Origin of the sequence: Adhaeribacter radiodurans, from assembly GCF_014075995.1 — a bacterium.
GTDB lineage: Bacteria > Bacteroidota > Bacteroidia > Cytophagales > Hymenobacteraceae > Adhaeribacter > Adhaeribacter radiodurans.
The window spans coordinates 2,544,491-2,567,335 of sequence record NZ_CP055153.1 but is presented as its reverse complement, the minus strand read 5'-3'; the positions used below and the strand labels follow the sequence as shown (position 1 = coordinate 2,567,335).

Sequence of the window (22,845 nt, the reverse complement as noted above, 5' to 3'; positions counted from 1 at the left end):
TAAGGGTTGAAAATCACTAATATAAAAGTTACAAACTAACCATCAATCATCTTAAATTAATTTTGTCCGGTTATTTAGTAAATTTTTAAGTTGAGCTGGTGCTTTACAGCGTGTTGCCTTTATTGATGAAGAATTTAAGAATGTAATCAAAAACATAATATTGTCTAATTTACCAAATTATACCAAATCGTGTCAAAATTCCATCCTAGATTTTGCTTGCTAGTAAGCGTTTTCTTTGAAGTCTGTTCCAGCCTCCAAGCTCAAGTGCTAACTTGTTTGGGAAGTAACCAGTTTGCCTCGTGGCCGGCGGGCCTCGTTTGGCTCTTCTGCCCTCGCTAGCCTTCCTTTCCTCGCTCTGCTGCGGAATGCCTGCGGCACCGGAACCCTAGCAGGTGCTCCACAGCCAAACTGATGTCTGTTGCGCTTAGCTACTGATATCTCCCATTCAGAGTAATATTTTTTAATTGCTTAAGCGGAATTATGTAAGGTTTAGTTGTGCCTTACATAGAACAAGAGAATCTACTAAAATTAATTTTATCTGTTGATTGTGGCTACTACGAATAATTTATCCATTCCAAATTTATACTAGGTGTGGCAGAAAAGCCGAAACTACAAGCAATTGACATCAGTTTGGCTGTGGAGGGCCTTCCAAGGTTGTGGTGCCGAGGAACGAGGCATTGTGAGGCACGAACAAAACAAGCTTAGACCAGCCCGGAAGAGCCAAACGAGGCCCGCCGGCAACGAGGCAAACTCAGCCTTGTCAAACTAGATAGCACCGGAGTCTGGAGACTTGGAAAGGATCCACAGAACAACATTAACGTCTTCTATAGCAACTACTGAGTATTAATTATCTACCCATTTAAAAATTATTTTGGTGAAAGATTATCCAGGATGTCTTGTACGTGACGTTGGTGAGCTTCTGAATTTTTGTAAAATTCGCGTAAGTAAATATCATACACATTACCTTTTGCCAGCACATGCATAACAATATTCTCGATGGATAATGGTTCACCCCGATTGGCTTCGTCGGCGTTGTTATAACCAATTCGGTAGCCATCTACAATTATTACCAGGTTGGAGCCAATGGTTTCGATTAAGTTACCTTTGGTAATGAGTACTCCCGTGTCTTCGCCCAGGCCAATGCCTATTTTACGGGTATGCAGAGCTACCGCTTCCATTAACCTGCCGAACCGGCCACGCTTCACAAAATGCGAGTCGATGATTACGTTAGATAAAAAATTTAAACCGTGATCTAGTTTAACAGTTCCTTTCATTAAAGCCTCGAAACTACTACCGCGTTTTATCATTACCCCAGACATAGCCATGGCTCCCGCACTGGTACCCGCCAGTACAAAAGATTCTTCGTGCTGGTAGCGGTGCTTGCAGATGTTTAAAAATTCCGTATGTAAAAACATGCGTGTTAAACGGGCCTGGTCGCCACCCGAAAATAAAATACCATCTGCTTGCCGCAAACGATCTAAATATTCCGGTAAATCCGCTTCGGGTGGGGTACGGATGTGCATTAAACCTACATTGGTAATACTGAGAGTGGCAAAAGCTTTTTGATAAATATGGCCCACTTCCTCCGGAATCATGGAAGCAGTAGTAATTACTTCAATCCGCGGGTTAGTTTTGCCTAACTCAGAGGTGAAGCGTTTTAAAATTCCTAATTCAAAAAAATTAAGGTAGTATTTGCGCCTGGTACGCGGGTTGGAATAGGTGCCCTTATCTTCGTTGCCGCCGATGGCTATAATTTTTCCTTTAGGTGTATGCACAAGTAGTTTGTTAATCTGCTTTGGTTACGGTTATAGCCAAATTTTCAGCAAATCCGTTACATAAGCGTGTATGCAAAGTAACTAATTTTGATTACAAAGTTAGCCCCCTACAAAGCCATTCTTTTCGCTTTTAACCTTGTAACAGGCTATAATATTAGAAGTAAAAAGCTTTAAATAATAAGTCGAATTTTAATTTTGATTTATTAGTAAAATTTAATTTTTCTATATCCAGGTTACTCTATAATGCTCAAAAAACGCAGGTTTAATAGAACTTTTTTAATAAACCTTCCGGGTAGGGAGGCGTATAGAGGTTAACACTTTTAATAAGTTATATTCTTAACTAAAATATAAAACTATGAAAATGCAATCTTTGAATGATTTATTAATTCATCAATTACAAGATCTTTATGGCGCCGAACAGCAATTGCTGAAGGCTATGCCTAAAATGGCTTCTACGGCTAAGTCTGCTAAACTAAAGCAGGCTTTGGAAACCCACATGACCGAAACCCAAAACCAGGTTAAACGATTAGAGCAAGTTTTCCAGTCGATGGGAATCGAAGCGGAAGCTATAAAATGTAAAGCAATGGAAGGCTTGTTAAAAGAAGCCGATGAAATGCTATCGGAAGATGCTGATCCGGAAGTAATGGATGCCGGTATTATTGCCAGCGCTCAACGGGTAGAACATTACGAAATTGCCGGTTACGGTACTGCCAGTACCTACGCCAAATATTTAGGCCATAATGAGGCATTTACCTTATTACAAGAAACCTTAAACGAAGAAAAGAAAACCGATGAATTGCTTACGGGTATCGCAGAATCATCGGTAAACATTAAAGCTGAAAATCACTAATAAAAATATATTAAATAATTAGTATATTTCAAAAACTATCCCTATATTTGAACAAGTATAGTGTAATTTAGAAGTGAAAATCCTGTATGTCGTATTTAAATGCGGCATGCAGGATTTTCCTTTTTATAACCATTTAAGATAAAAGATTATACATCAGGCAAATAACAGCTTATCTACCGATTGGCGGGTTACCGCGTGGTAATTAGGGCGGGCTTTTTCATAAATACTTTTCGCCTGATTTTTACCTGTTGGTTTATCTGCTAATAATTTAAACAAAGGCAATACAAACTTACGCCGGCCTACTCCCTGCAAAAACTTTCCGAGCGCTTCTTCTATAACCTGATAATCCTTTTTTAAACCCATCTCCAACCAAGCTGCCAGAACTTCGGCATTGCCCGACTGAGTAAAATGAAAAGCATTATCTAAAATGGCCATTTCGCTGGCTTGTAGTTCTGTTTCTATCAACTGCAAAAAATACAACCATTCGTGCGTAGTCCAGGGTAAATTTGCTAAAACCGATGGATCTTTTGTGCTTTGCCATTCTTTTGCTTTTTCTTCTATTAAAGCAAACCGGGCCGATGAAACTTTAACGGCTACTTTGGGTATGCCTGGCTCATAAATCCAACATTCTGGTTGCACCTCTTTAGTTAGAATTCCTTTTTCCTGGTCAAAAAATGAAGATAAAAATTTCAAAAAATTTTCGGTAGTGTTGGATTGAAAAGCAAAACTTTGAAAATAATTCTGGATAAAAGCATCAAACCGAGCTCGGCCAACTGCTTTTTCTATAGTTAATAAAAAGAGATTGCCTTTTTCGTAAGCTATTTCCGTTAAACCTTCGTCGGGGTCCCGATTTACTAAATTTAATTTTAAGCAAGTATCCGGGTTGGTTTCGCCTAGTTCCTCAATGGTTTTATTTAAATCTTGGTAACCCAATACTTTTAGCATGTCGGCGTATTCAGGACCATAAAGATATTCCATAATGCGGCGTTCAAAATAAACCGTAAAGCCTTCGTTTAGCCAAAAGTCGTTCCAGGTGGCATTCGTTACTAAATTGCCCGACCAGGAATGGGCTAATTCGTGCGCTACTAAACTGGTTAAAGAACGATCTCCGGTGATAATAGTGGGCGTAGCAAAAGTTAAACAAGGATTTTCCATTCCCCCAAATGGAAAACTGGGTGGCAGTACCAAAACATCGTAGCGGCCCCACGGATAGGTACCATATAAATCTTCGGCGGCCAACAGCATTTTTTCCATTTCGGCAAATTCATAAACGGCAGCCGGCAGGGTGGCGGTTTCTGCGTAAACTCCGGTCCGGGAACCTACTGGTTTAAATTGTAAGTGACCAACCGCCAGAGCCATGAGATAGGAGGGAATAGGATGAACCATTTTAAAAATATAAAGGCCATTATTTACCATTTCCTGCGGATTTTCGGCACTCATTAAAGCTAAATAACCAGCCGGCACCTGAACCTGGGCTTCGTATGTAAAGCGCACCGACGGTGAATCCTGGCAGGGCATCCAGGTACGAGCCAGAATTGCCTGCGATTGCGTAAATAAAAAGGGGTGCTGCCCACCAGCGGTTTGTTCGGGTCCCAGCCATTGTAAAGCCGCCGAAACAGAAGTAGTTTGGTAATGAATAGATATTTCATCCGTATCATTTAGTAAAGGAATCTCTAAAGGTTGCCCTAAAAACTCTTTATCTGGCCCTAAATTAAAAGTATCCGGTGCCTGATTCAGATAAACTGCCTGAATGAATAAATCTTTAGTATCTAAAATTATTCTCCGGGCATCGGGTTGCTTTTGAATGCGGTAAGTAGCTACGCCCGTTAATATTTTACTCTCAAAATCGACCTTTAACTGTAAAGCCAGGTGAGTTACTATGGCTTCTTGCGGTTGAGAGAAACTGTGCGGGTCATGAGTAGGGGCAGAATCAGCGGACATCATAATGGGACTAAACTATTAATTACGATAAATATTATTTTTCTAAAGAACCATGTAAATAAACGTTACTCTTCTTATTTCAGGAAAGTTATTCTTGTTAAAATTAAAATATTTTTAAAATGCTTAATAAAATATTATTGTAGTGAATACTATAATTCATTGATAAAAATTTACTAAATACCTGTCGTTCAGTCTAATTTCCAAGGTAATCAGGTTTGCCATTTTCCTGGATAATGCTTTTCTCTTCTGAACACCGCTGGTTTTAAGGATAACATTTTTCGGATATACCAGTAAAAATAACTACCCACTTCAATATTTCTTTATCTGCTGATACAAAAGCAGCCACTTAAATTTTTGATTTTGAAATAAATGGTGCTGCAAAAAAGGTAGCTTCCGGAAAAGAAACGCTTGTGTGGGTAAGTTAAAAGTATTAGAATCCGATCCGAATTATGTTAAACTATCGTAACCCAAATGCCTGCTGGCAAATACTAATTTGCTTTTTAATTTTTACTCAAATAGCAGCTTGTAAAAGAGCAAGTAATAAAGAAAAACTTTCAAAAGAAGAACAAGCAACGGCTAAAACGGATAGCGCCTCTATTGAAAATTTTATCCGGCAAGAACCAAAATTGAAAAAATACCGGGCAACTACTATGCTTTTCTACCGGACCCGAAACTATCGATTAGGCTGGTTTAAAAAAGATAAACTGGTACCCCAGGCAAATACTTTTTTAAATGTAATTAGTAAAGCTTCGCGCGAAGGATTAAACCCCGAAGATTACCAAATTAAAAATTTTAGCACATTGCTCCAGCATTATGAAACAGCTAAAGAAGATTCCGTAAAACAGCAGTTGAAAGAAAAAATAGACGTTACCTTATCGGCTTCTTATTTTAATTATGCTTCCGACTTTTACCGGGGAACGGTTAATCCACGAGAACTGGATAATATTGAATGGAGTGTAAAACGGAATAAAATAAAACTGCACAAAGCACTACAAACCATTTTACGCGAGAGAAGCAGCCGCTACCCTTATTACCAATTTGAGCCGTTACACGAAGATTATGATCGCTTAAGAACAGCTTTGCAGCAATACCGCACTATTCGGAATCAGGGCGGCTGGCCTAAAATAGAAAATGTGAAAAACAATTTGCACCGCGGCGAATCTTCAGCGGCCGTACCTTTGTTGCGCAAGCGCTTGCTAACACCGGAACGTTTACAAATTAACCGACCCGACTCCACGCGGTATGACGAAGAACTGGAAAAGGCTGTACGGGATTTTCAGGAACGCCACGGTCTTAAAGTAAATGGCACAATTAATAAAGAGACCTTAAAAGCCATGAACGTATCGCTCGACGATCGTATTGACCAGATTATTATTAATATGGAGCGTTGGCGCTGGATTCCAAAGCCCAAAGAAATGGAGCGCAAACATATTTTCGTAAATATTCCCGAATACACCTTATACGCCAAAGACAAAGGTAAATCTGTTTTTAACATGCGGGTTATTGTGGGCAAAGTGATGAATTCTACGCCTATTTTCAGCGATAAACTAGAATACATTGTTTTCTCACCTTATTGGTACGTACCCTTTTCTATTATTGAGAACGAGATGAAACCGCATTTGCTGGCCGACCCGACCTGGCTGGAGCGAATGGATATGGAAGTGGTGCAAGGTTCTGGAAAAAATGCGGTACCTGTAGATCCTTCTTCTATTGATTGGAGTGCTATTACTAAAGAAAATTTTAAATACTTAATCCGGCAGCGACCCGGACCGAAAAATCCGCTGGGCGATATAAAGTTTATTTTCCCCAACGAGCACGAAGTGTACTTACACCATACGGCGGCAGCAGAATTGTTTAACCAAACGCAACGCGGTTTTAGTCACGGGTGTATTCGGGTAGAAAAGCCGGTACAACTAGCCGAGTTTTTACTTGATGGTAAACCGCAGTGGACCGAGGAAGCTATTGAAGAAGCCATGCACGCTGGAACCGAACAATACGAAAACCTGGCCGAGAAAATACCGGTTTATATTGTATACTTTACTTCGTGGGTGGATGATAAAGGTCGTATTCATTTCCGCGATGATATTTATGGTCATGATAAAGAACTAGAAAAAGAATATTTTAATTAATTCAATTTCCTTTTAACCAAAACAAAAAGCCGGCATTTTTAAGTGCTGGCTTTTTGTCTTAATGATTCATCGTTTACTAATTATTTACATTTTATTTAGAATTCTATAAAAGCTGAGTAACAAAATATAGTAAATAAAAGCTTATTTCCTTCATTTCTTGCTTTTTCCATTTGGCAAAAGGTAACTTTTACACGTTGCTTTAGTAAAAAGAACATCCTTTATGGGAAAAAAGTAGATGAAAAATAATTTATTTAAAAAGCTATGAAAAAGAATTTGTATGTATTTTTGCTGGCACTAGCGACAGTGGGAGTAGGATGTCAGGGAAAAGATCACCGTACTCCGGCTGAAGGTTATGGGGCCGGGCAAATAGAAAATAACAACGTCGATAATCCAACAGATGATAAGAATACGTCGATGGAATCTCCGGTTGATATTAAACCTGATAGTGGTGTAACAGGTATGGACAGCGCCGAATTGGCTAAAAAACCAGGCCAAACCAGTTCCCAGGATCCGGATGCTGCGAAGGCAACTTCTGTAACGGAAAACAATGCGGGTACCTCCGAAACCAGAGGTCAGGAAAATAATTCGCCGAGCCGGCAAATGCCGCAAACCAATAAACCACAGAATTAATAACAACAATTATTGTATAAACTGTTAATCCAAGAAATGAAAAAATTAATCTATGCCGGAGTGTTGGCGCTGACACTTATTTCAATTCAGGCCTGCGAAACGCAAAGCGATCGCGAGGGTGATCCTAATAAAGATGCTGCTCATAAACGAAATCATCGAGGAGAATACGCCGAAAAAGCTCAAGAGTCGCATTAACCGGTAAAAAGATGGATAGCCTCAAAAGCTATCCTTCTTTTTTTACAAGCGTTTTAAAATGTTACTCTTCGTATAAAATGCGGATGATGAAAGTAGAATGAGTTTTTGCTAACTTTTTTGTCATTTGCTACACCGTAGTTTCACTGGAAATCGTTAGATTTGTTAATAGTATGCAAACTTCTGCTCCCTTAAAATTATCGCAACTCAACCAACTAATTCAATATGCCATTGATGGGGTTTTTCGGGAGCAAACCTATGCCGTAATTGCTGAAACTTCTGGTATTAAAAATTACGGCGATAAGCGGCAATGTTATCTTACCCTGGTAGAAAAATCTGAACACTCCAACGAAGTGCTGGCTTCTATTCAGGCTAAAATCTGGGGAAATTGTTACCATACCATCCGCAATTTCGAAGAAACTACCGGCCAGCCTTTTAAAGACAATATTGAAATTTTATTTAAGGTCCGGATCCAGTATCATATTTACTATGGCCTTAATGTTTTAATTGAGGAAATTGATTGTAATTATACTATTGGGAAGCTAGCGCTTACCCGGCAAGCTGTTTTACAAAAATTAATCGATCAAAATCCGGATGCGGTACAATTAGTAAACGGCGAGTTTTTAACGCGTAATCGGCAGCTCAACTTTCCGCCCGTAATTCAAAAGATAGCGCTTATATCGTCGGCCCAGGCCGATGGGTACAACGATTTTGTGCACGAGCTTTACTTAAACAAATTCCAGTATACTTTTCAGGTAGATGAATATTTTGCCCAGGTGCAAGGCAACGAAGCCGCTAACCAAATTTGTCAAAAGCTGATTCAGATTTACCAGTCGCAGATTGCGTACGATGCGGTCGTTATTGTGCGGGGTGGCGGGAGCCAACTTGATTTTAGCGCTTTCGATTCGTACACCGTAGCCAGGGCAGTAGCACGTTTTCCCATTCCTATTATAACCGGTATTGGGCACGAACGAAACGAATCTATTTGCGATTTAATGGCCCGGCTACCCACTAAAACCCCTACTAAAGCAGCTGCCACCATTGTAGCGCATAACCGAAGTTTCGAAGAAACTATATTGCAATTGCAAAAAGTAGTTGTTTCTAAAACCAACGAAGTTTTAAGTGCCCAAAAATTAATTTTACAGACTTTACACTCCAAAGTAATCCGGAAAACGCACGAGTGTTTAAACCAACAACAGCAACGGTTAAGACCTTTATCCGGAATGGTTGTACAATTAATTCATCGGCTCGTAAACAACCAGCGGTTTAAATTAGCTAAAATAACCTACCAGTTAAATGGCAGCACCGAAGCTTTAATAAAAGCCGAGCAGCATAAATTAGTAACTATCAAGAATACCGTAAAGCTGCTTAGTCCGGAAAACGTTTTAAAGCGGGGTTATGCTATTATTTTTAGAGGCGATACCATTATTAAAAATGCAGCCGAAGTAAGACCCGGCGACGAGATAACCACTATATTCCAGGATTCTGAAATTATAAGTACCATTACCGAAACCCGATCTACGTATGAATAAGGTAAACGATGACCTAACGTACCAACAGGCTTTAGAAGAATTAGAAAACATTGTAGAAGCCTTGGAAGATGAAACTATTCCGGTTGATGAACTTGCCATAAAAGTAAAGCGGGCCTCGGATTTAATTGAATTTTGTCAAGCCAAACTAACCGAAACGGACGAAGAGGTTAAGAAAATTTTAACTTATTTAGAAGACAAAACGAAAAAATAAGTACATACTTCAAGTAAAACTTTAAGAATAGCGGCGCTTGTAATTATTCTATTTTATAGTAAAACCCGTTTGCCCTATCTTTAACTACTATATAGCTTATAGTCAATTGTATAATATAAAACTATTTGTTTATAGCTTCTAATCAACTTCTTTTAAAATAATTTAAACTAAAAATGCAAAAAGCATTTAAAAACTTGTTGGTTTAGCCAATTAACAGCATTAAAATAGTTATATTTAATTTTCAAAAATTCACAAAATATTTATCCATTATTTACTCATTCTAAGATGTTCTATAACAGAATCAGGAACTTACTTAAACATAATTTTGTAATATCCTTAATTAAGTAGCTGATAATCATAATATTTACTTATATTAGCTAAATAATCCTTTTATTTTGAAGTAGAATTGCAACAAAACCATAGATTTTGAAGTAAAATACTTTAAAGTAGAAGAGTCGGTAAAATAAGGTAGGTCATTAACACAGGAACAGAAAAAAAATGGAAAAAGTAAACAAAACACAAAACAGTACAGCTTCTACGGGATGGGTAAAAACTACAAAAGAGTCTGCATTATCTACTACCAAAGTAGAAGATAAAATTGTTAGTCGTGTTTCTTTTGAACCAGATCCTTATGCCAATGTAAGTTTTAATACTTATCAGGATATTTTAGATCGGCGCAACCAAATGCTTGGTACCGTAAAACCAAGTTTATATACTTACGACGCAGATTAATTTAGTAAATTTTATAAACAAAAAGCCTCTTGGTAAAATAACCAAGAGGCTTTTTGTTTATAAATAGTATTTGATTTAAAGTTGTAGTACTGCTTTTAATTTGGTATATCCGGTGCGGCTTACCGGAATTTCGGCACCGGAACGCAGCTTGGCAATATAGGTGTCTTTTTGGTAAGGATCTAAACGAGTAATTTGCGAAATCTGAACCATATACGACCGGTGCACCCGCACAAATTGCTGCGGATCTAAAGTTTTTTCGAAGTAACTCATCGTCCGATTTTTTAAATATGTACCTTGGGCCGTATGTAAATTCACGTAATCGTCGTCGGCGGCTAAGTATAGAATATCTACTACCGGAATTATATTAATCTTATGGCCTAGCTTTACTACAATGCGGTCGTGCCGTTCTGCCGATTGCGCTGCCGATTCTAATAAAGCTTTTGTTTTAACTTTGTTATCCGGAATGGTTAATTTATGATCTAACCATTTTGTTATGGCTTTATCAAATCTTTCCTGGCTAAATGGTTTTAATAAATAATCTACTGCGTGCGCTTCAAAAGCTTTTAATGCGTATTGATCGAAAGCCGTAGTAAAAATTACGGTAGGGGGCTCTTCAATTAATTCCAGCATTTCAAACCCGTTTATCTTTGGCATTTGAATATCCAGAAATATTAAGTCGGGCTGGTGTACTTGCACTGCTTTCACGCCTTCAAAACCATCGTTGCATTCCTGCACAACTTTAATTTGCGGAAACGCTTGTAAGTATTCTAAAATCAACGAACGAGCCAAAGGTTCATCGTCTATAATCAATGCTTTGATCATATTGGGGAATAGTTAAAATAGTAGTAAAAAGCGAACCATCTATTTGCGTGGCGAACAAATCGTAACGGGCAAAAAGTAAATACAAGCGGCGCTGCACACTGCTTAAACCAAATCCAGTACCTTGCCGCGGCCGGGCAGTTTGCGGATCAAATGGATTTTGAATAATTAAACGTAATTGATTTTCGATGCATTGGGCTTGCAGGCGAATAATTACGTTATCGATTGTATCGTATAAGCCAAATTTTATGGCATTTTCAACAATAGGCTGCAGCAGCATGGGGGGTAAGCGCATTTCGGCACAGCCGGGTTCGGCCGTTATTTCGGTTTGTAAGCGGTGGCCAAAGCGCACTTTTTCAATATCCAGGTACAACTGCAAATGATTTAATTCTTCTGAGAGACTAACCCATTGGTCTTCGTCTTTTTTTAGGGTACCGCGTAAAAAGTCGGATAGTTGGTGAATCATGTGGCGTGCTTCGGCGGGTCGGTTGCCTACCAGGGCACTTATAGAATTTAAGCTGTTAAATAAAAAATGAGGATTTAATTGCTCCCTTAAATTTAATAATTCAGCTTCACGGGCTAGTTTTTCGGCTTGAACCTGACGTTGTTCATGGGATTTTTGATCTTGTTGATTGTGCCAGATGATAGTGAGCATAGAAATCCAGCTCATAGTAAAAAAACCAAATATGAACCGGATGGGCAAAGAACGAATTAGAAATGTTTCATAACCCGCTTGATCTTCGTTGCATACCAGCAAAAACTCGTAACACAAAAAGAGCCAGATTACCGCGAGTAATAAACTATACGAGATTAAAAACCAATAACGGTCAATGCGGGGACGGTAAAAACGCAGAATATTTATTAGAATAAAGGACGCGCCAATTAGTAAAATATTGCTGATGGCACAATCTGACCAGACTACTTTGCCTTCCCAACCAAAACTATTTAGGGCATAAGCTTGCAGAAGCCCCAGCAGCAACCAGCAAAATAGTAAGCTGAGTAGTATTCTGGGTTGAGTAAACGGAGAGGATAATACCATTCTACAATTTTACTTTTTGCGCCTCAATTATTATTTACTTAAATATAACTTTGAATTTCCAGCCCGCCCATAAAAGCAACGCCTTGCAGAACCAGCACTTTGGGGTTGGGTGATTTAATAGTGGGAGCGAGGCTACGCCGGTCTTCTACACCGCCCATTATAGCCGTAATTTCTGAAATAACTTCCCAATTTGATGGTACAATCAGCTTACAACCGCCCATTATCATGGTAATATCCATTATTACCCGACCTTGAATGTCGGCTTGAGAAAAGTTGAGTTCGGCACCTCCCATAAAACATGTAATATCGGCTCCCGTTATATTTTTTGAAAAGATATTGCGTTTCACTCCGCCCAACATGGCACTAATATCAATAAACTCTGGGGTGAAAGGCACCGAAGAATCTGGATTAATAGTAGATTTTGCTGTTTCAGGTTCAATTGGGTCTATTGGTTGTGTTGTAGTAATGGGTGGCTCATCTCCGTTCAGGATAGGAATATTAGCTGGTTGGTTTTGCAGCCGCTGCTCATAATTATTTCGGCGCTGGTGCCAGCGTTGCCGGTATTCCGACTTATCAGGCCAGGAATGATTCCGGCGAAAGATCATAAACAAACCAGCACCAATAATTAAAAGGGGCCAGGTAAAACGGGTAATCTGAAAAACAGGATACATTTGGTCGAATAAAAAGGCAAATCCAAGTCCTATTAGAAATAACCAGGCAAAGTTGCGGAAGCTGCTTTTCGCGCCATTAATTAAGCCAACCACCACTAAAATCATAGGCCAGGAAAACAACCAATGCGGAAAATGATAACCCATCTGTCGCAGCAGGAAAATAATACCTACGGAAACAATTATTAAACCGGCTACTACTTTACCGGCGGAAGAAGAGGTTCGATGAGAGTTCATAATTTGTTTATTTTTTCGAAAGGTAGCATTTGCAACAAGGTTTTACCAATAGGCTTAAGGTAACCGATTAATAAAAATCGGTAAATACTGGAGAATTGTCGGTGAAATATTTCAAGAAGCTACTCTCAGCTAAATTATATTTTAAGTACACTTTCATACCTTACTTCACCTGGAATGTACCATTATCTTTATGGTTCTATAGCACAGCTTTTTATAATATTTGGATTGCGGTTTCACTTCCTGTATTTTAAATAAAAAAGTAAATCAGCAACCAGGATTGTTAGTTTACTAAAATATTTAAAGTAAAAAAAGGCTTCATTCGTCTACTTAATTAGTTGCATTTGTTTTAAAGTCCGGATGAAGGATCAATCCCGCAATATAATTCAGACCATTAGTGCTTACGGTAAAGGTTTATTTAACTTTATCCGCGGCCGGGTTACCACCAAAGAAGAAGCAGAAGATATTTTGCAGGATGTTTGGTACCAGCTCAGCCATGTAACGGATTTAGATGAAGTAGAACAAATGAGTGGTTGGCTTTTTCGGGTGGCAAAAAATAAAATTATCGATCGTAACCGCAAGAAAACAGTAGAATCGTTGGAAGATTTTACTTTTTTAGGAGAAGATGGCGAGTACAATTTAGCGGATATCTTATTAGTAGATGAAACCGATCCGGAAACCGAGTTTGTAAAAGAAATATTCTGGCAGGAGCTTTTTACTGCATTAGACGAATTACCTGAAAAGCAAAAACAAGTTTTTATCTGGAACGAATTAGAAGATAAAACCCTGCAACAAATTGCGGATATGACCGGAGAAAAATTAAAAACAATTATATCGCGCAAAGGGTACGCGGTACAACATTTACGTAAACGTTTAGAAAACCTGTATAACGAATTCTTAGATATTTAGCTGGAAATATGTACAGAAACCCTAATAAGAACAGCTGGACCCGGAAAAAGCGGCGAGCAGGCTTGGCTCTTTTCTTTTTATTGTTAGTGCTGGCAGCTGGAGGTTTGGTTCAATGGCTCTGGAATGCTATTTTACCTGAAGTATTACCCGCCAAAGCATTAAACTATGGTCAGGCTTTAGGATTAATAATTCTGTGCCGGATATTATTTGGCAGCATACGATTTGGCTATCGGGCAGGTTCGCCTTTTTCCAGGCATCCCCAAGGCTTTCGCGGCAAATGGTTAAATATGAGCGAAGAAGAAAGAGCCGCCTTTAAAGAACAATGGCGGAAACGTTGCGAGCACCGCAAAGAGTAAGTTTCACTTATATAAAAAATAAGATTGCCCATAAAGTAAAATCTATACTTGTTCGTCTTCATTAGTAAGAATATAAGTTTTAACTAAATTTTTACTAAATAATCATGTATAGAAATAATAATGCAACGCGGGAAGCCAATGGATGTGGTTCTGCGTTCGGGAAAGCTGGTTTTTTTGGTTCCCACCGATTTAGAAGTAATTACTTCCGGCGGCCTAAATACAACATTCCGCTGAATATTATTGATAATGAAAATGCTTTTGAAGTACATGTGTACGCACTTGGTTTTGCAAAAGAAGGAATTAAAATTACGGTGCAGGACGATGTATTATACATTAGTGGCGCCCGAGCCGTAGAAGAAAATAATTCTCCCAACTTCAGTCATCAGGAATATCCTGTTAAATCCTTCGAGAGAGTTTTAAATTTAAACGGCCAGGTAGATGTTTCCAAAATTAGCGCCAAACAGGTAGAAGGTGTATTAATAATTACTTTACCAAAGAACGCCGCTTCCCAGCAATCGGCTCAAGAAGTTACGGTAGATTAGTAGACATGCCATTTAACTAGTAAATGACCAAAGGTTTAGTTTATTGTTTAAAGCTAAACCTTTGGCTATTTTTATAAACAGGAACAAATGGAATGATAAATGGAAAATCAAAATAGTAAGTTAGCCTCTAAGAGGCCAAGGCCGCAGCAACTCCCAATTCATTTATTCGCAATCAAAACTTTTTCTTTTAGTTGGTAATGTTTGTGACCCTTATTCGTCTTTGTTGGTGAAAGCCTCAGCAGAGTTTATTATAAGGCTCCTAATAAAGTATGCAACTTTTAAAATTTCCGGTTCTTATCGGATTAATTCTCGTTTCTTTCTCTCATTTGGTAAATGCCCAACCCAGGCACATTGCTATACCAGCCACCGATTCTATTAAACATTGGCAAAATAAATTCCACGTACCCCTGGTTTCCGTGGGCATCATTGAAAAGGGTCAGATTAAAGAAACAAAGGTATTAGGGGAGCTACCCTCTGGAATGCCCGCCCCAGCGGCAACTTTTTTTAATATTGCCTCTCTAACAAAACCGGTGGTAGGCATGCTCATCTTACAATTAGTTAGTAAAAAGCAATGGAATTTAGATCAGCCTTTATCTGATTTCTTTGTCGATCCGGACTTAGCCCAGGATGAAAGGCACCACAAATTAACCACCCGGATTGTATTAGCCCACCAAACAGGACTTCCCAATTGGCGCGGAAATAATCCTAATAAGAAAATGACCTTTGCTTTTGAGCCGGGTACCCAGGTAGCTTATTCGGGGGAAGGATATATGTATCTGGGACATGCTTTGGAGCACAATTTTAATCGGTCCTTAAAAGAATTGGCGGACTCGTTACTCTTTAAGCCATTAGGCATGAAAAATACCCGGTTTTATTGGGATAGTAAGATAAATGAATCGTACTATGCTGGTCGGCACGACAAAAGTGGGAAGCTTCTGGAAATGGAAAAGTGGTATGAAGCCAATGCAGCTAACTTACTCTTAACCACCATTGAAGATTATTGCAAGTTTGGGGTGAGTGTTTTACAAAGAAAAGGCATTTCTAAAAAAGTATATCAAGAAATGACACGCCCCCAGTTACCCAAAAGAATGCTAACTTCCCGGCAACTAGGTACAAACTACACCTTTGGTTTGAGCTGGGTCTTGTATCCTAATTTAAGTAACGGCGAAATGGCCTTGGTACATTCAGGCAGCAACCCCGGATTAAATACCTTTATATTGTTATTACCCAAGTCGCAGCGTGGGCTGGTAATCTTTACCAATGGAGAAAACGGCCGGGAGCTATATAACAAAATTATAAGTAACACGCTCGATCTAGGGGAAGAGTTCTTGTCCAGATCGAGCCAGCCCATGCTTACACGTTAACTATTATAATAAATAGTAAATTACCTAATAATAGGGGAATGGGTTCCGGTTCAACGAGTACTTGGCGGCATTAAAATCCATTCATAAGAATAAACAATTGTTTAGTTGGAACCTCTTTGAAAGTCTATTTAACATAATATAAATTATAAGACAAATTAATATTTTATTTCTGGCCATTAGATTATAGCTTCAAAAACAAAATTAACAATATTGCTATGTTTGTAGTTAATCAAAAATCGATTTAATAATCAATCGAACAGCTGGCAAAATTCATTAGTATGGCAGAGAAAAATAATTTAGAAGTTTGGTTACGCGGACCTATAGCAGATATTCATTGGAATTTGCAACCAGTGGCACATGCATTATTACAGGCGCGTGAAGAAGTAAATGAATTAACAAACAATTTTAACGAGGATTTACTTTGGAAAAAACCTGGCCCGGTAGCTACGGCGGGTTTTCATTTGCAACATCTTACCGGAGTTTTAGATCGGCTATTTACGTATGCTCGTGGCGAGGCTTTAAATACGGAGCAATTAAAAGCTTTAGCTCAGGAAAGTCAACCTGATGTGGCACAATTAAACTTAATCGGTTTAGTGCAGAATTTTAATAATCAGGTAGACAAAGCAATTGCCCAACTAAAACAAACCGACAGCAATCAATTAAGTGAAACCAGGCTTGTTGGTCGGGCTAAAATACCTTCTACTGTATTGGGTTTACTTTTTCATGCAGCAGAACATACCCAACGGCACTTGGGGCAACTATTAGTTACCGTAAAAGTTTTAGAATCATCATCGGAGTTACAATAGAAAATTAACCGGCTCTAAGCAAGAGCACCCTATTTAACATAATAACTAAACTTGATTATTTTTGTATAAAACATTTGTTAAGTGCGAGCCGGTAATTTCTCTTCTACGTAAATTTCTCCCTGGCGAGTTAATTTCCACCCAGTGGTGGTATTGTCTATAATCTTTTGGAACCAGAGCCGCTCATTTTTTAGGTTTATAATTATTTGTTTTAAATGAGCCGGTTTTCCTCCTAAGTTCAATATCCGATAGGCATAATCAATGTTGCCCTCGGTGAAATATTCCTGGTGGTTTACTTTAGTAATATAATAAGCAATAGTTATAATGCGGTTAGGATTACCACTACCCGGATTTTTGCGCCGGAAAAAAGATTCCAGCCCCTCCTTATATTCATTTTTATACACGTCAAACTCATTCGGTACAATACTATTGGCTATTACTTTTCGGGATACTGGAATGCTGCGAATGCTGTTAGATCTGGTATTGCCGGAAGACACATTTTTACGTGGCGTGTAATTTTCTCCTGTATCATCGTTTAGGCGGAGTAAACTTTTTACTTTTTGTAGTCCCGCTGTAGTAAACCGAAATTCATTTTCTTTAACGGTAGCCAAATATTTTTTAAATAAGGATCTCCAATTAGTACCTAAATTTTTAAATCTGGTTTCGGTTTTTCTTTTATCCTTATACAATTGCCACACAATATCTCTTGTAAAAGTATTTGCCCCATAATTAGAATTGTAAAAAGCAAAGAGCAACAACCATTCATTTTCTTTACAATCAAGTTTTATTTCTAAATCATTTAGGTGCGGATATATAAGAGTAGGTTCCTCAGTTGCATTACTATGGCTCTTTACTGATGGTAATTGCTTTGTAATTGATTCTATTGGTAATTCTTCATTCCCGTTTACTTGCTCTTGCTCCACTGATTCCGTTGCAAGTAAATGGCCGATGTTTTCCTCTTCGCTATTATTAAATTTTATTTTATTTAGCAATAGGTCCGCTATCACTTCTTTCATTTCTTTACCAACCTCATTGGTAAATTCTATTTCGTATATCCGTTCGTCTTTTTTTTCCCTCAGTTTAAAAGTATTAACAGAAGAATTTTGATTTATTGCAGTAACTGCTAGACCACAATTACTACAATTTCTTGCTTCCTTAACTAAGGGTTCACCGCAGCCTTTACATTTTACTTGCACTCCACAATTATGGCAAAAATTAGCGTCCTCCATAATAGTCACAGAACACGATAGGCAAATTTTTTTTTCGCTCATATTTATCAGCAAGTAAATATTTCAGAATTATCTTACAACTACTAAATATAAGAATAGAATATCCAAATTTAAGATTTCCGTTCAAAATTTTCCTGATATGGATAAGTTATACTTATACACACTTCAACAGCAATATGGATAACTACCTTTTATCAACACCTGATAAATGATAAGAAGATAGCAAGAACAAAACTGGCTAATTAAGATTTATCTTACTCTTATAAATTCTTATCTCTATTTATAATTCATGCGTTTATAAGATTTATTAAGTTAAATATTTAATCAAGTCAACTTATTGTTTAAGATAAGATTTAAAATATCCTTGAATAACTTGAAGATTAGTAAGAAAAATTATTGTTATTGTAATGCTATACTCATTAATTTAAATGATAATTATGAGTATGTTCTGAAGAGTCTGAAAAAAGCACATAATAATTATGCCTTCTACAAAATGACATAGCTTACCATTCCGGTTTGATGTAACAAGATAAAAACCTAAAAACCTAGTTCGGTTAAAAAGCAAGGAATGATACAGGCTAAATAGAATCCTCTCCCCTACCCTATTGAAAATGAAAAAAGCCCTGAATGTTTAGGGCTTTTCACTAATTATTGATTATTGCTGAATTAGCTAAGCTGAATTCCGCTCCGCGTTTATGATACCAAAAGAACAACGCATTACTAGTTTTTCATAGATTTTCTTTTCGTCTCTTTCTAATTGTTGTTCTTCCATAGCCCGTATTTTAGTAAGAGCATATTGCTGAATGGTAATCAATGGTAACTCTATTCTTTGTCTTAATTGAATAGAAAGCTGGTCAATGGGTTTATCTGCCATTAACTCGTCGCTACCCGAAAGAAGAAGTAAATACTTTTTGCTTCTTTCAAATTCTTCGTTCATAATCTTCCAAAGAACACCATATTTAGGGTGCTCCGCCAGATAAGCCGTAACTGGAAAACAGCATTTATTCATGGCCATTTCGCAATTATCGAGTAACGTTTTAAAGAATAAAGAATCTTCGTATAAAGCTTTTAATTCCGGCCATTTACCAGCGGCTTCCATTTTCTCTAAGGCAGTTCCTACGCCATAAAACCCAGGTACGTTTTGCTTTAACTGACTCCAGGCTCCAACGTAAGGCACGGCTCGTAAATCGTCTAGGTTTAATTGACCGGATTTACGTTTAGCCGGCCGACTGCCAATATTAGCTTCGGCGTAGTACCGTAAAGGGCTTACATAATTCAGGTATTCCAGAAAATCAGGGTGGTTTTTTAAAGTATTATACGCATTAAAGCTTTCGTTAGCCAGGCTAATAAGCAATTCTTCTTCGGGCTCGGTTAATGTTTTTTCCCGGTTTGAGAAAAGTGCATTACTAATTCCGGCATGCATTAATTGCTCCATATTGTACCGGGCAGCATCTACAGTACCGAAATTAGAGCTAATGGTTTGCCCTTGAATGGTTAATTGAATTTCTTTATTGGCAATGTTTCTTCCCATAGAGGCATAAAATTGGTGCGTTTTTCCACCTCCCCGGGCGGGCGGCCCCCCCCGACCATCAAAAAATACAACCTCTATCTCATATTGTTTAGAAAGGTTGCTAAGCATTTCTTTAGCCTTATAAATGCTCCAGTTTGCCATTAAATAGCCGCCATCCTTGGTTCCATCCGAAAATCCCAGCATAATGGTTTGCACGTTACCGCGCGATTGTAAGTGTTGCCGGTAAGTTTGATTTTCATATAGCTTTTGCATAACAGATCCGGAATTCCGCAAATCTTCGATTGTCTCGAAAAGTGGCACGATATCCACCGAAATAGATTCTGGTTCCCAGCCCCGCAGTATGAAAAGGGCATATACTTCTAATACATTTAGCGCACTGGTACTATGGCTGATAATGTACCGGTGGCAACCTGCTTCTCCGTTAAAGGCCTGAATAGTTTTAATAGCATTTAATGATTCGAGGGTGTCTTGCAACAGCTCGTCTTCAAAAAATGCAGGTTCAATAGTTTTTTCTATTGCTAATAAAGCATTGATTTTATCGTCTTCAGATAGTTCTGCGTAATTTTCAGGTAAAACATCCGACTTACCTGCTACTTCTTCCAGCAATCTGGTATGCACCGAAGAATCCTGCCGGATGTCGAGTGAAGCGAAATGCAAGCCAAACAAATCTACTTTATTCAGAAAAGAATCTACCTGGTTTACAAATAAGCCATTATGCAAGCGCAGAATAGTTGCCCGAATCTGCTGCATGGTACCTTTTATTTCTGCTACTGATAAATCGGCTTTATAACCTGGTACAAATAAATTATTGTATAATCGTTGTTCCAGGTCTGCCAGCAAATTAGCAACTCCTTTAAAAGTAAGGCGTTTTTTCAACCGGCGAACTTCCAAATAATAAGATTTTACTATTCCACCCCGCAAAGCCTCGGCTACTTTTAAGGTATTAGGCACCGTTACAAACGGATTCCCATCCCGGTCTCCGCCTGGCCAAAAACCCATTCTAATTAAAGGATTATTCGGATTAATAGCATTTGGAAATCTGTTTTTTAAATAAGATAAGATTTGACCGGTAGCTGGATAAAAGACATTTTCTAAAAACCAGATTAAATTTACGGCTTCGTCGTAAGGGGTAGGTTTTTCTTTTTTGAAAAAAGGTGTTTTACCTAACTGTTGCAGGTAAGAATTTGCTAAAGCGGTATTATCGTTCGTTAAGGCTTTAGATAAATCATTAATAATTCCTAGAACCTCACTGGGATAAAATTGTGTGGGATGAGCAGTTAAGACCAAACGAACGGAAAAATCCTGTAATTTTTCAGCTAACTTATTCTGGGTCCGGTACTGAACAATTTCAGATTCCAGATGCTTTAAGGTGCCAACTCCTTGCATATCGTTTATCTGATTAAATGCTGCATCTTCTAAAGCATCAAATAAAACTACCTGGCGTTCGGCAAATTGAACAAAACGAAATAATAAATCGGTTTGCTCCTGTTCAGTGGCATAAGAGGTATACTGCTGAAAAAATGATTCAATAATTTCGTTCGGACTAGATTCTTTTTTTAATCCTTCTTCGCAATGTAACAAAAACAATGATAAGAGCACTCCTGTTTTCTCTACCCGATAAAAGGGCAAAGAAGAGAATAAGCTATTATACATTTCGTATTTGAAACCAACCAGGTTCCGGAATTGGTGCAAGGAACCGTTTGAATAAGCACTCATGCTATTATATTTTAATTCGCTGAACAAAGCTAGGCTTTTATTATAATTAACATAACATGCCGTTTAAATTTTAGAAAAATTTTCTACAAGAGGACTGTTTTATTGCAGGATATTCGTAACACTTCAAGTTTAAATAATTAGTAAAGAGAGCCTTTAATTGCTTATTTTAAAAAACAAAGCCTGCTCTTTGTTCAAAGAGCAGGCTTCATCGAAAATAGTGATTGAATTTAGATTACGGTTTGGTTACTGATAATTGTTTGAGAAGCAGTATCGTACCGCTCTTCGGCTTCTTGGCGGTCGAAAAGAGCCCCGGCTATAGCTATAGCTAAAGCTATTACCAATGCCGGCCAAAAACCGCGCACCTCAAAGTTACTTAACAATTTATCTACCAGTTTAATGATTATAGCAGTTACTATCAGGCGAACGAAAAAACTTAGCAAAAAGAAGGTTACTAAATTAAGTGGTAAACGCAGCAAGAAACCAACCGTAACATTTAAAATACTCACCAGAAAAGCGACCCACAAAGCAGTACCAAAGCTTTTTACGCGCACCTGGGGCAATATATAAGCCATTAGCATTACGACACCGGCGTTTACTAAAAGGTTAAGAATGTAATTCATAGTTTTAAATGGGTTTGGTTAAATAGGATTGGATGAAATAATTAATTGTAAGCTTCTACGATAATCTTAGATTAAAGATTATGAGAGAAATTAATTATAAGGGTACGTAGCTGATAAAAAAAGAATAATCTCCTGAGTAGTAATTATTCGTAAATCTGGAGGTAACGAACAATAGAATGATCGAAAGCTTGTCGGGCATTTTGTTTAATATACGGCTCAAAAGCTCCGTACATGCGTTCAAAATTCACGCCCTGCAGGGCATCCCGTATAGCAATTATTTCTGCCTGACGTAAAGGAATTAAGTTAGGATAAGAATACATAAACGAAACGGATTGCCGATCCATGGCAACCTGGAGCGTATCGCCGGATAATACCACTCCTTTTCCATCGGCCCCAGCTGGCCAATGCAGTACACAAGCTCCCGGAAAATGCCCGCCGCAGTTTATTATACTTATACTATCGATTAGTTCTAGTATTTTTCCCTCCCAAAACTGAATAGCATTATCTGATTGCGTTACCCATTCTTTATCAGAGGCGTGAATGTAAATGGGAGCATTGTTAAATGTGCGGCTCCAATTAACAATTGATGAATAATAATGCGGATGGGAAAGCGCAATAGCTTGAATACCTCCGAGGCTTTGAATAAATTTTATGGTGTCCTCGTCAATCAGAGTAATACAATCCCATAGAATATTTCCGCTAGGGTTTACAAGTAAATAGGCTTTCTGAGCAATACCAAATTTAGGAGTAGTGTGGATCTGATATAAATTTGGCTCTACCTGTTGAATATCATTGCGGTATTCTTGCTGCATTTCCGGTAAGGTAGTCCAGGTTTGTCCCTGCCAGTTTACGTACTGGCGATCGTCTTCGCAGATGATACAACGCTCCGGTTCTTTATCGGTAGCGGCATATTGTACGCCGCAGGTTGTGCAGATATAGTTTACAGGCATGTTTAAGCTTTATTGTTACATATAACTTATCCGAATAAATCTAATGCCAAAGCAGAAACTCAATTTAACATAA

The 22,845-nt window shown here is 38.2% G+C and carries 21 protein-coding genes and 1 pseudogene; 12 read left to right on the top strand and 10 right to left on the bottom strand.

Going from position 1 to position 22,845, the window contains the following annotated elements; all coding sequences use genetic code 11:
* Window positions 1-866: 866 nt before the first annotated feature.
* A complete protein-coding gene (locus HUW48_RS10610) occupies window positions 867-1,775 on the bottom strand; it encodes a cyanophycinase (RefSeq protein WP_182415644.1) in 909 nt (302 codons plus the stop codon).
* Window positions 1,776-2,130: 355 nt separating this feature from the next.
* Between HUW48_RS10610 and HUW48_RS10605 the strand changes: the two genes are divergently transcribed.
* The gene (locus tag HUW48_RS10605; RefSeq protein ID WP_182415643.1) at window positions 2,131-2,625 is read left to right on the top strand and encodes a YciE/YciF ferroxidase family protein; all 495 of its coding nucleotides are present in this window, start codon (window positions 2,131-2,133) and stop codon (window positions 2,623-2,625) included.
* A 153-nt stretch (window positions 2,626-2,778) separates the two neighbouring features.
* Here HUW48_RS10605 and HUW48_RS10600 read toward each other — a convergent pair whose 3' ends face one another.
* Complete coding sequence (locus tag HUW48_RS10600; RefSeq protein WP_246343815.1) at window positions 2,779-4,569, bottom strand: M1 family metallopeptidase; 1,791 nt, start codon at window positions 4,567-4,569, stop codon at window positions 2,779-2,781.
* A gap of 446 nt (window positions 4,570-5,015) precedes the next feature.
* On the opposite strand from HUW48_RS10600, the gene HUW48_RS10595 reads away from it, so the two are divergent.
* From HUW48_RS10595 to HUW48_RS10570, 6 genes are all read left to right on the top strand, one after another.
* A complete protein-coding gene (locus HUW48_RS10595) occupies window positions 5,016-6,695 on the top strand; it encodes a L,D-transpeptidase family protein (protein ID WP_182415642.1) in 1,680 nt (559 codons plus the stop codon).
* A gap of 261 nt (window positions 6,696-6,956) precedes the next feature.
* Window positions 6,957-7,325 (top strand): hypothetical protein, encoded by a 369-nt coding sequence (locus HUW48_RS10590; protein WP_182415641.1) that lies wholly within the window; start codon window positions 6,957-6,959, stop codon window positions 7,323-7,325.
* 36 nt (window positions 7,326-7,361) lie between these two features.
* A complete protein-coding gene (locus HUW48_RS10585; RefSeq protein ID WP_182415640.1) occupies window positions 7,362-7,520 on the top strand; it encodes a hypothetical protein in 159 nt (52 codons plus the stop codon).
* A gap of 170 nt (window positions 7,521-7,690) precedes the next feature.
* A complete protein-coding gene (xseA, locus tag HUW48_RS10580) occupies window positions 7,691-9,049 on the top strand; it encodes an exodeoxyribonuclease VII large subunit (RefSeq protein WP_182415639.1) in 1,359 nt (452 codons plus the stop codon).
* Window positions 9,042-9,260, top strand: coding sequence for an exodeoxyribonuclease VII small subunit (xseB, locus tag HUW48_RS10575; protein WP_106927114.1), 219 nt, complete (start codon window positions 9,042-9,044; stop codon window positions 9,258-9,260). The genes xseA and xseB overlap by 8 nt, the downstream gene beginning before the upstream one ends.
* Window positions 9,261-9,758: 498 nt before the next feature.
* Entirely contained in the window at window positions 9,759-9,992 is a 234-nt protein-coding gene (locus HUW48_RS10570) for a hypothetical protein (protein WP_182415638.1), read from the top strand.
* 75 nt (window positions 9,993-10,067) lie between these two features.
* On the opposite strand, the gene HUW48_RS10565 is transcribed toward HUW48_RS10570, so the two are convergent.
* Genes HUW48_RS10565 through HUW48_RS10555 form a run of 3 tightly spaced genes read right to left on the bottom strand, consistent with a single transcriptional unit; the run spans window position 10,068 to window position 12,755 of the window.
* Window positions 10,068-10,814 carry a LytR/AlgR family response regulator transcription factor gene (locus HUW48_RS10565; protein WP_182415637.1) on the bottom strand — a complete coding sequence of 249 codons (747 nt, stop codon included), beginning with the start codon at window positions 10,812-10,814 and terminating at the stop codon, window positions 10,068-10,070.
* Complete coding sequence (locus HUW48_RS10560; protein WP_182415636.1) at window positions 10,786-11,850, bottom strand: sensor histidine kinase; 1,065 nt, start codon at window positions 11,848-11,850, stop codon at window positions 10,786-10,788. The genes HUW48_RS10565 and HUW48_RS10560 overlap by 29 nt, the downstream gene beginning before the upstream one ends.
* Before the next feature lie 38 nt (window positions 11,851-11,888).
* The gene (locus tag HUW48_RS10555) at window positions 11,889-12,755 is read right to left on the bottom strand and encodes a LiaF transmembrane domain-containing protein (RefSeq protein WP_182415635.1); all 867 of its coding nucleotides are present in this window, start codon (window positions 12,753-12,755) and stop codon (window positions 11,889-11,891) included.
* Between the two features lie 357 nt (window positions 12,756-13,112).
* Here HUW48_RS10555 and HUW48_RS10550 point away from each other — a divergent pair, with 357 nt between their 5' ends.
* The 5 genes from HUW48_RS10550 (at window position 13,113) to HUW48_RS10530 (ending at window position 16,729) form a co-directional block, all read left to right on the top strand.
* Window positions 13,113-13,661: an RNA polymerase sigma factor gene (locus HUW48_RS10550; RefSeq protein ID WP_182415634.1), complete on the top strand. Its 549-nt coding sequence runs from the start codon at window positions 13,113-13,115 to the stop codon at window positions 13,659-13,661.
* 8 nt (window positions 13,662-13,669) lie between these two features.
* Window positions 13,670-14,017, top strand: coding sequence for a hypothetical protein (locus HUW48_RS10545; RefSeq protein WP_182415633.1), 348 nt, complete (start codon window positions 13,670-13,672; stop codon window positions 14,015-14,017).
* Window positions 14,018-14,121: 104 nt separating this feature from the next.
* Window positions 14,122-14,559, top strand: a complete 438-nt coding sequence (locus tag HUW48_RS10540) for an Hsp20/alpha crystallin family protein (protein ID WP_182415632.1) — start codon at window positions 14,122-14,124, stop codon at window positions 14,557-14,559.
* Window positions 14,560-14,828: 269 nt separating this feature from the next.
* Entirely contained in the window at window positions 14,829-15,923 is a 1,095-nt protein-coding gene (locus HUW48_RS10535; protein WP_182415631.1) for a serine hydrolase domain-containing protein, read from the top strand.
* A 278-nt stretch (window positions 15,924-16,201) separates the two neighbouring features.
* Entirely contained in the window at window positions 16,202-16,729 is a 528-nt protein-coding gene (locus tag HUW48_RS10530; protein ID WP_182415630.1) for a DinB family protein, read from the top strand.
* 77 nt (window positions 16,730-16,806) lie between these two features.
* Here the strand turns inward: HUW48_RS10530 and HUW48_RS10525 are convergent, their stop codons facing one another.
* The 5 genes and pseudogenes from HUW48_RS10525 to HUW48_RS10510 all read right to left on the bottom strand — a co-directional run bounded on the left by HUW48_RS10525 (window position 16,807) and on the right by HUW48_RS10510 (window position 22,772).
* Complete coding sequence (locus HUW48_RS10525; protein WP_182415629.1) at window positions 16,807-17,742, bottom strand: hypothetical protein; 936 nt, start codon at window positions 17,740-17,742, stop codon at window positions 16,807-16,809.
* Between the two features lie 123 nt (window positions 17,743-17,865).
* Window positions 17,866-17,997, bottom strand: a pseudogene (locus tag HUW48_RS27585) (double zinc ribbon domain-containing protein); the annotation flags it as partial.
* 628 nt (window positions 17,998-18,625) lie between these two features.
* Window positions 18,626-21,202, bottom strand: coding sequence for a phosphoenolpyruvate carboxylase (locus HUW48_RS10520; protein ID WP_182415628.1), 2,577 nt, complete (start codon window positions 21,200-21,202; stop codon window positions 18,626-18,628).
* 227 nt (window positions 21,203-21,429) lie between these two features.
* Entirely contained in the window at window positions 21,430-21,822 is a 393-nt protein-coding gene (locus tag HUW48_RS10515; protein ID WP_182415627.1) for a phage holin family protein, read from the bottom strand.
* A 143-nt stretch (window positions 21,823-21,965) separates the two neighbouring features.
* The gene (locus HUW48_RS10510; protein ID WP_182415626.1) at window positions 21,966-22,772 is read right to left on the bottom strand and encodes an MBL fold metallo-hydrolase; all 807 of its coding nucleotides are present in this window, start codon (window positions 22,770-22,772) and stop codon (window positions 21,966-21,968) included.
* Window positions 22,773-22,845: the final 73 nt, after the last annotated feature.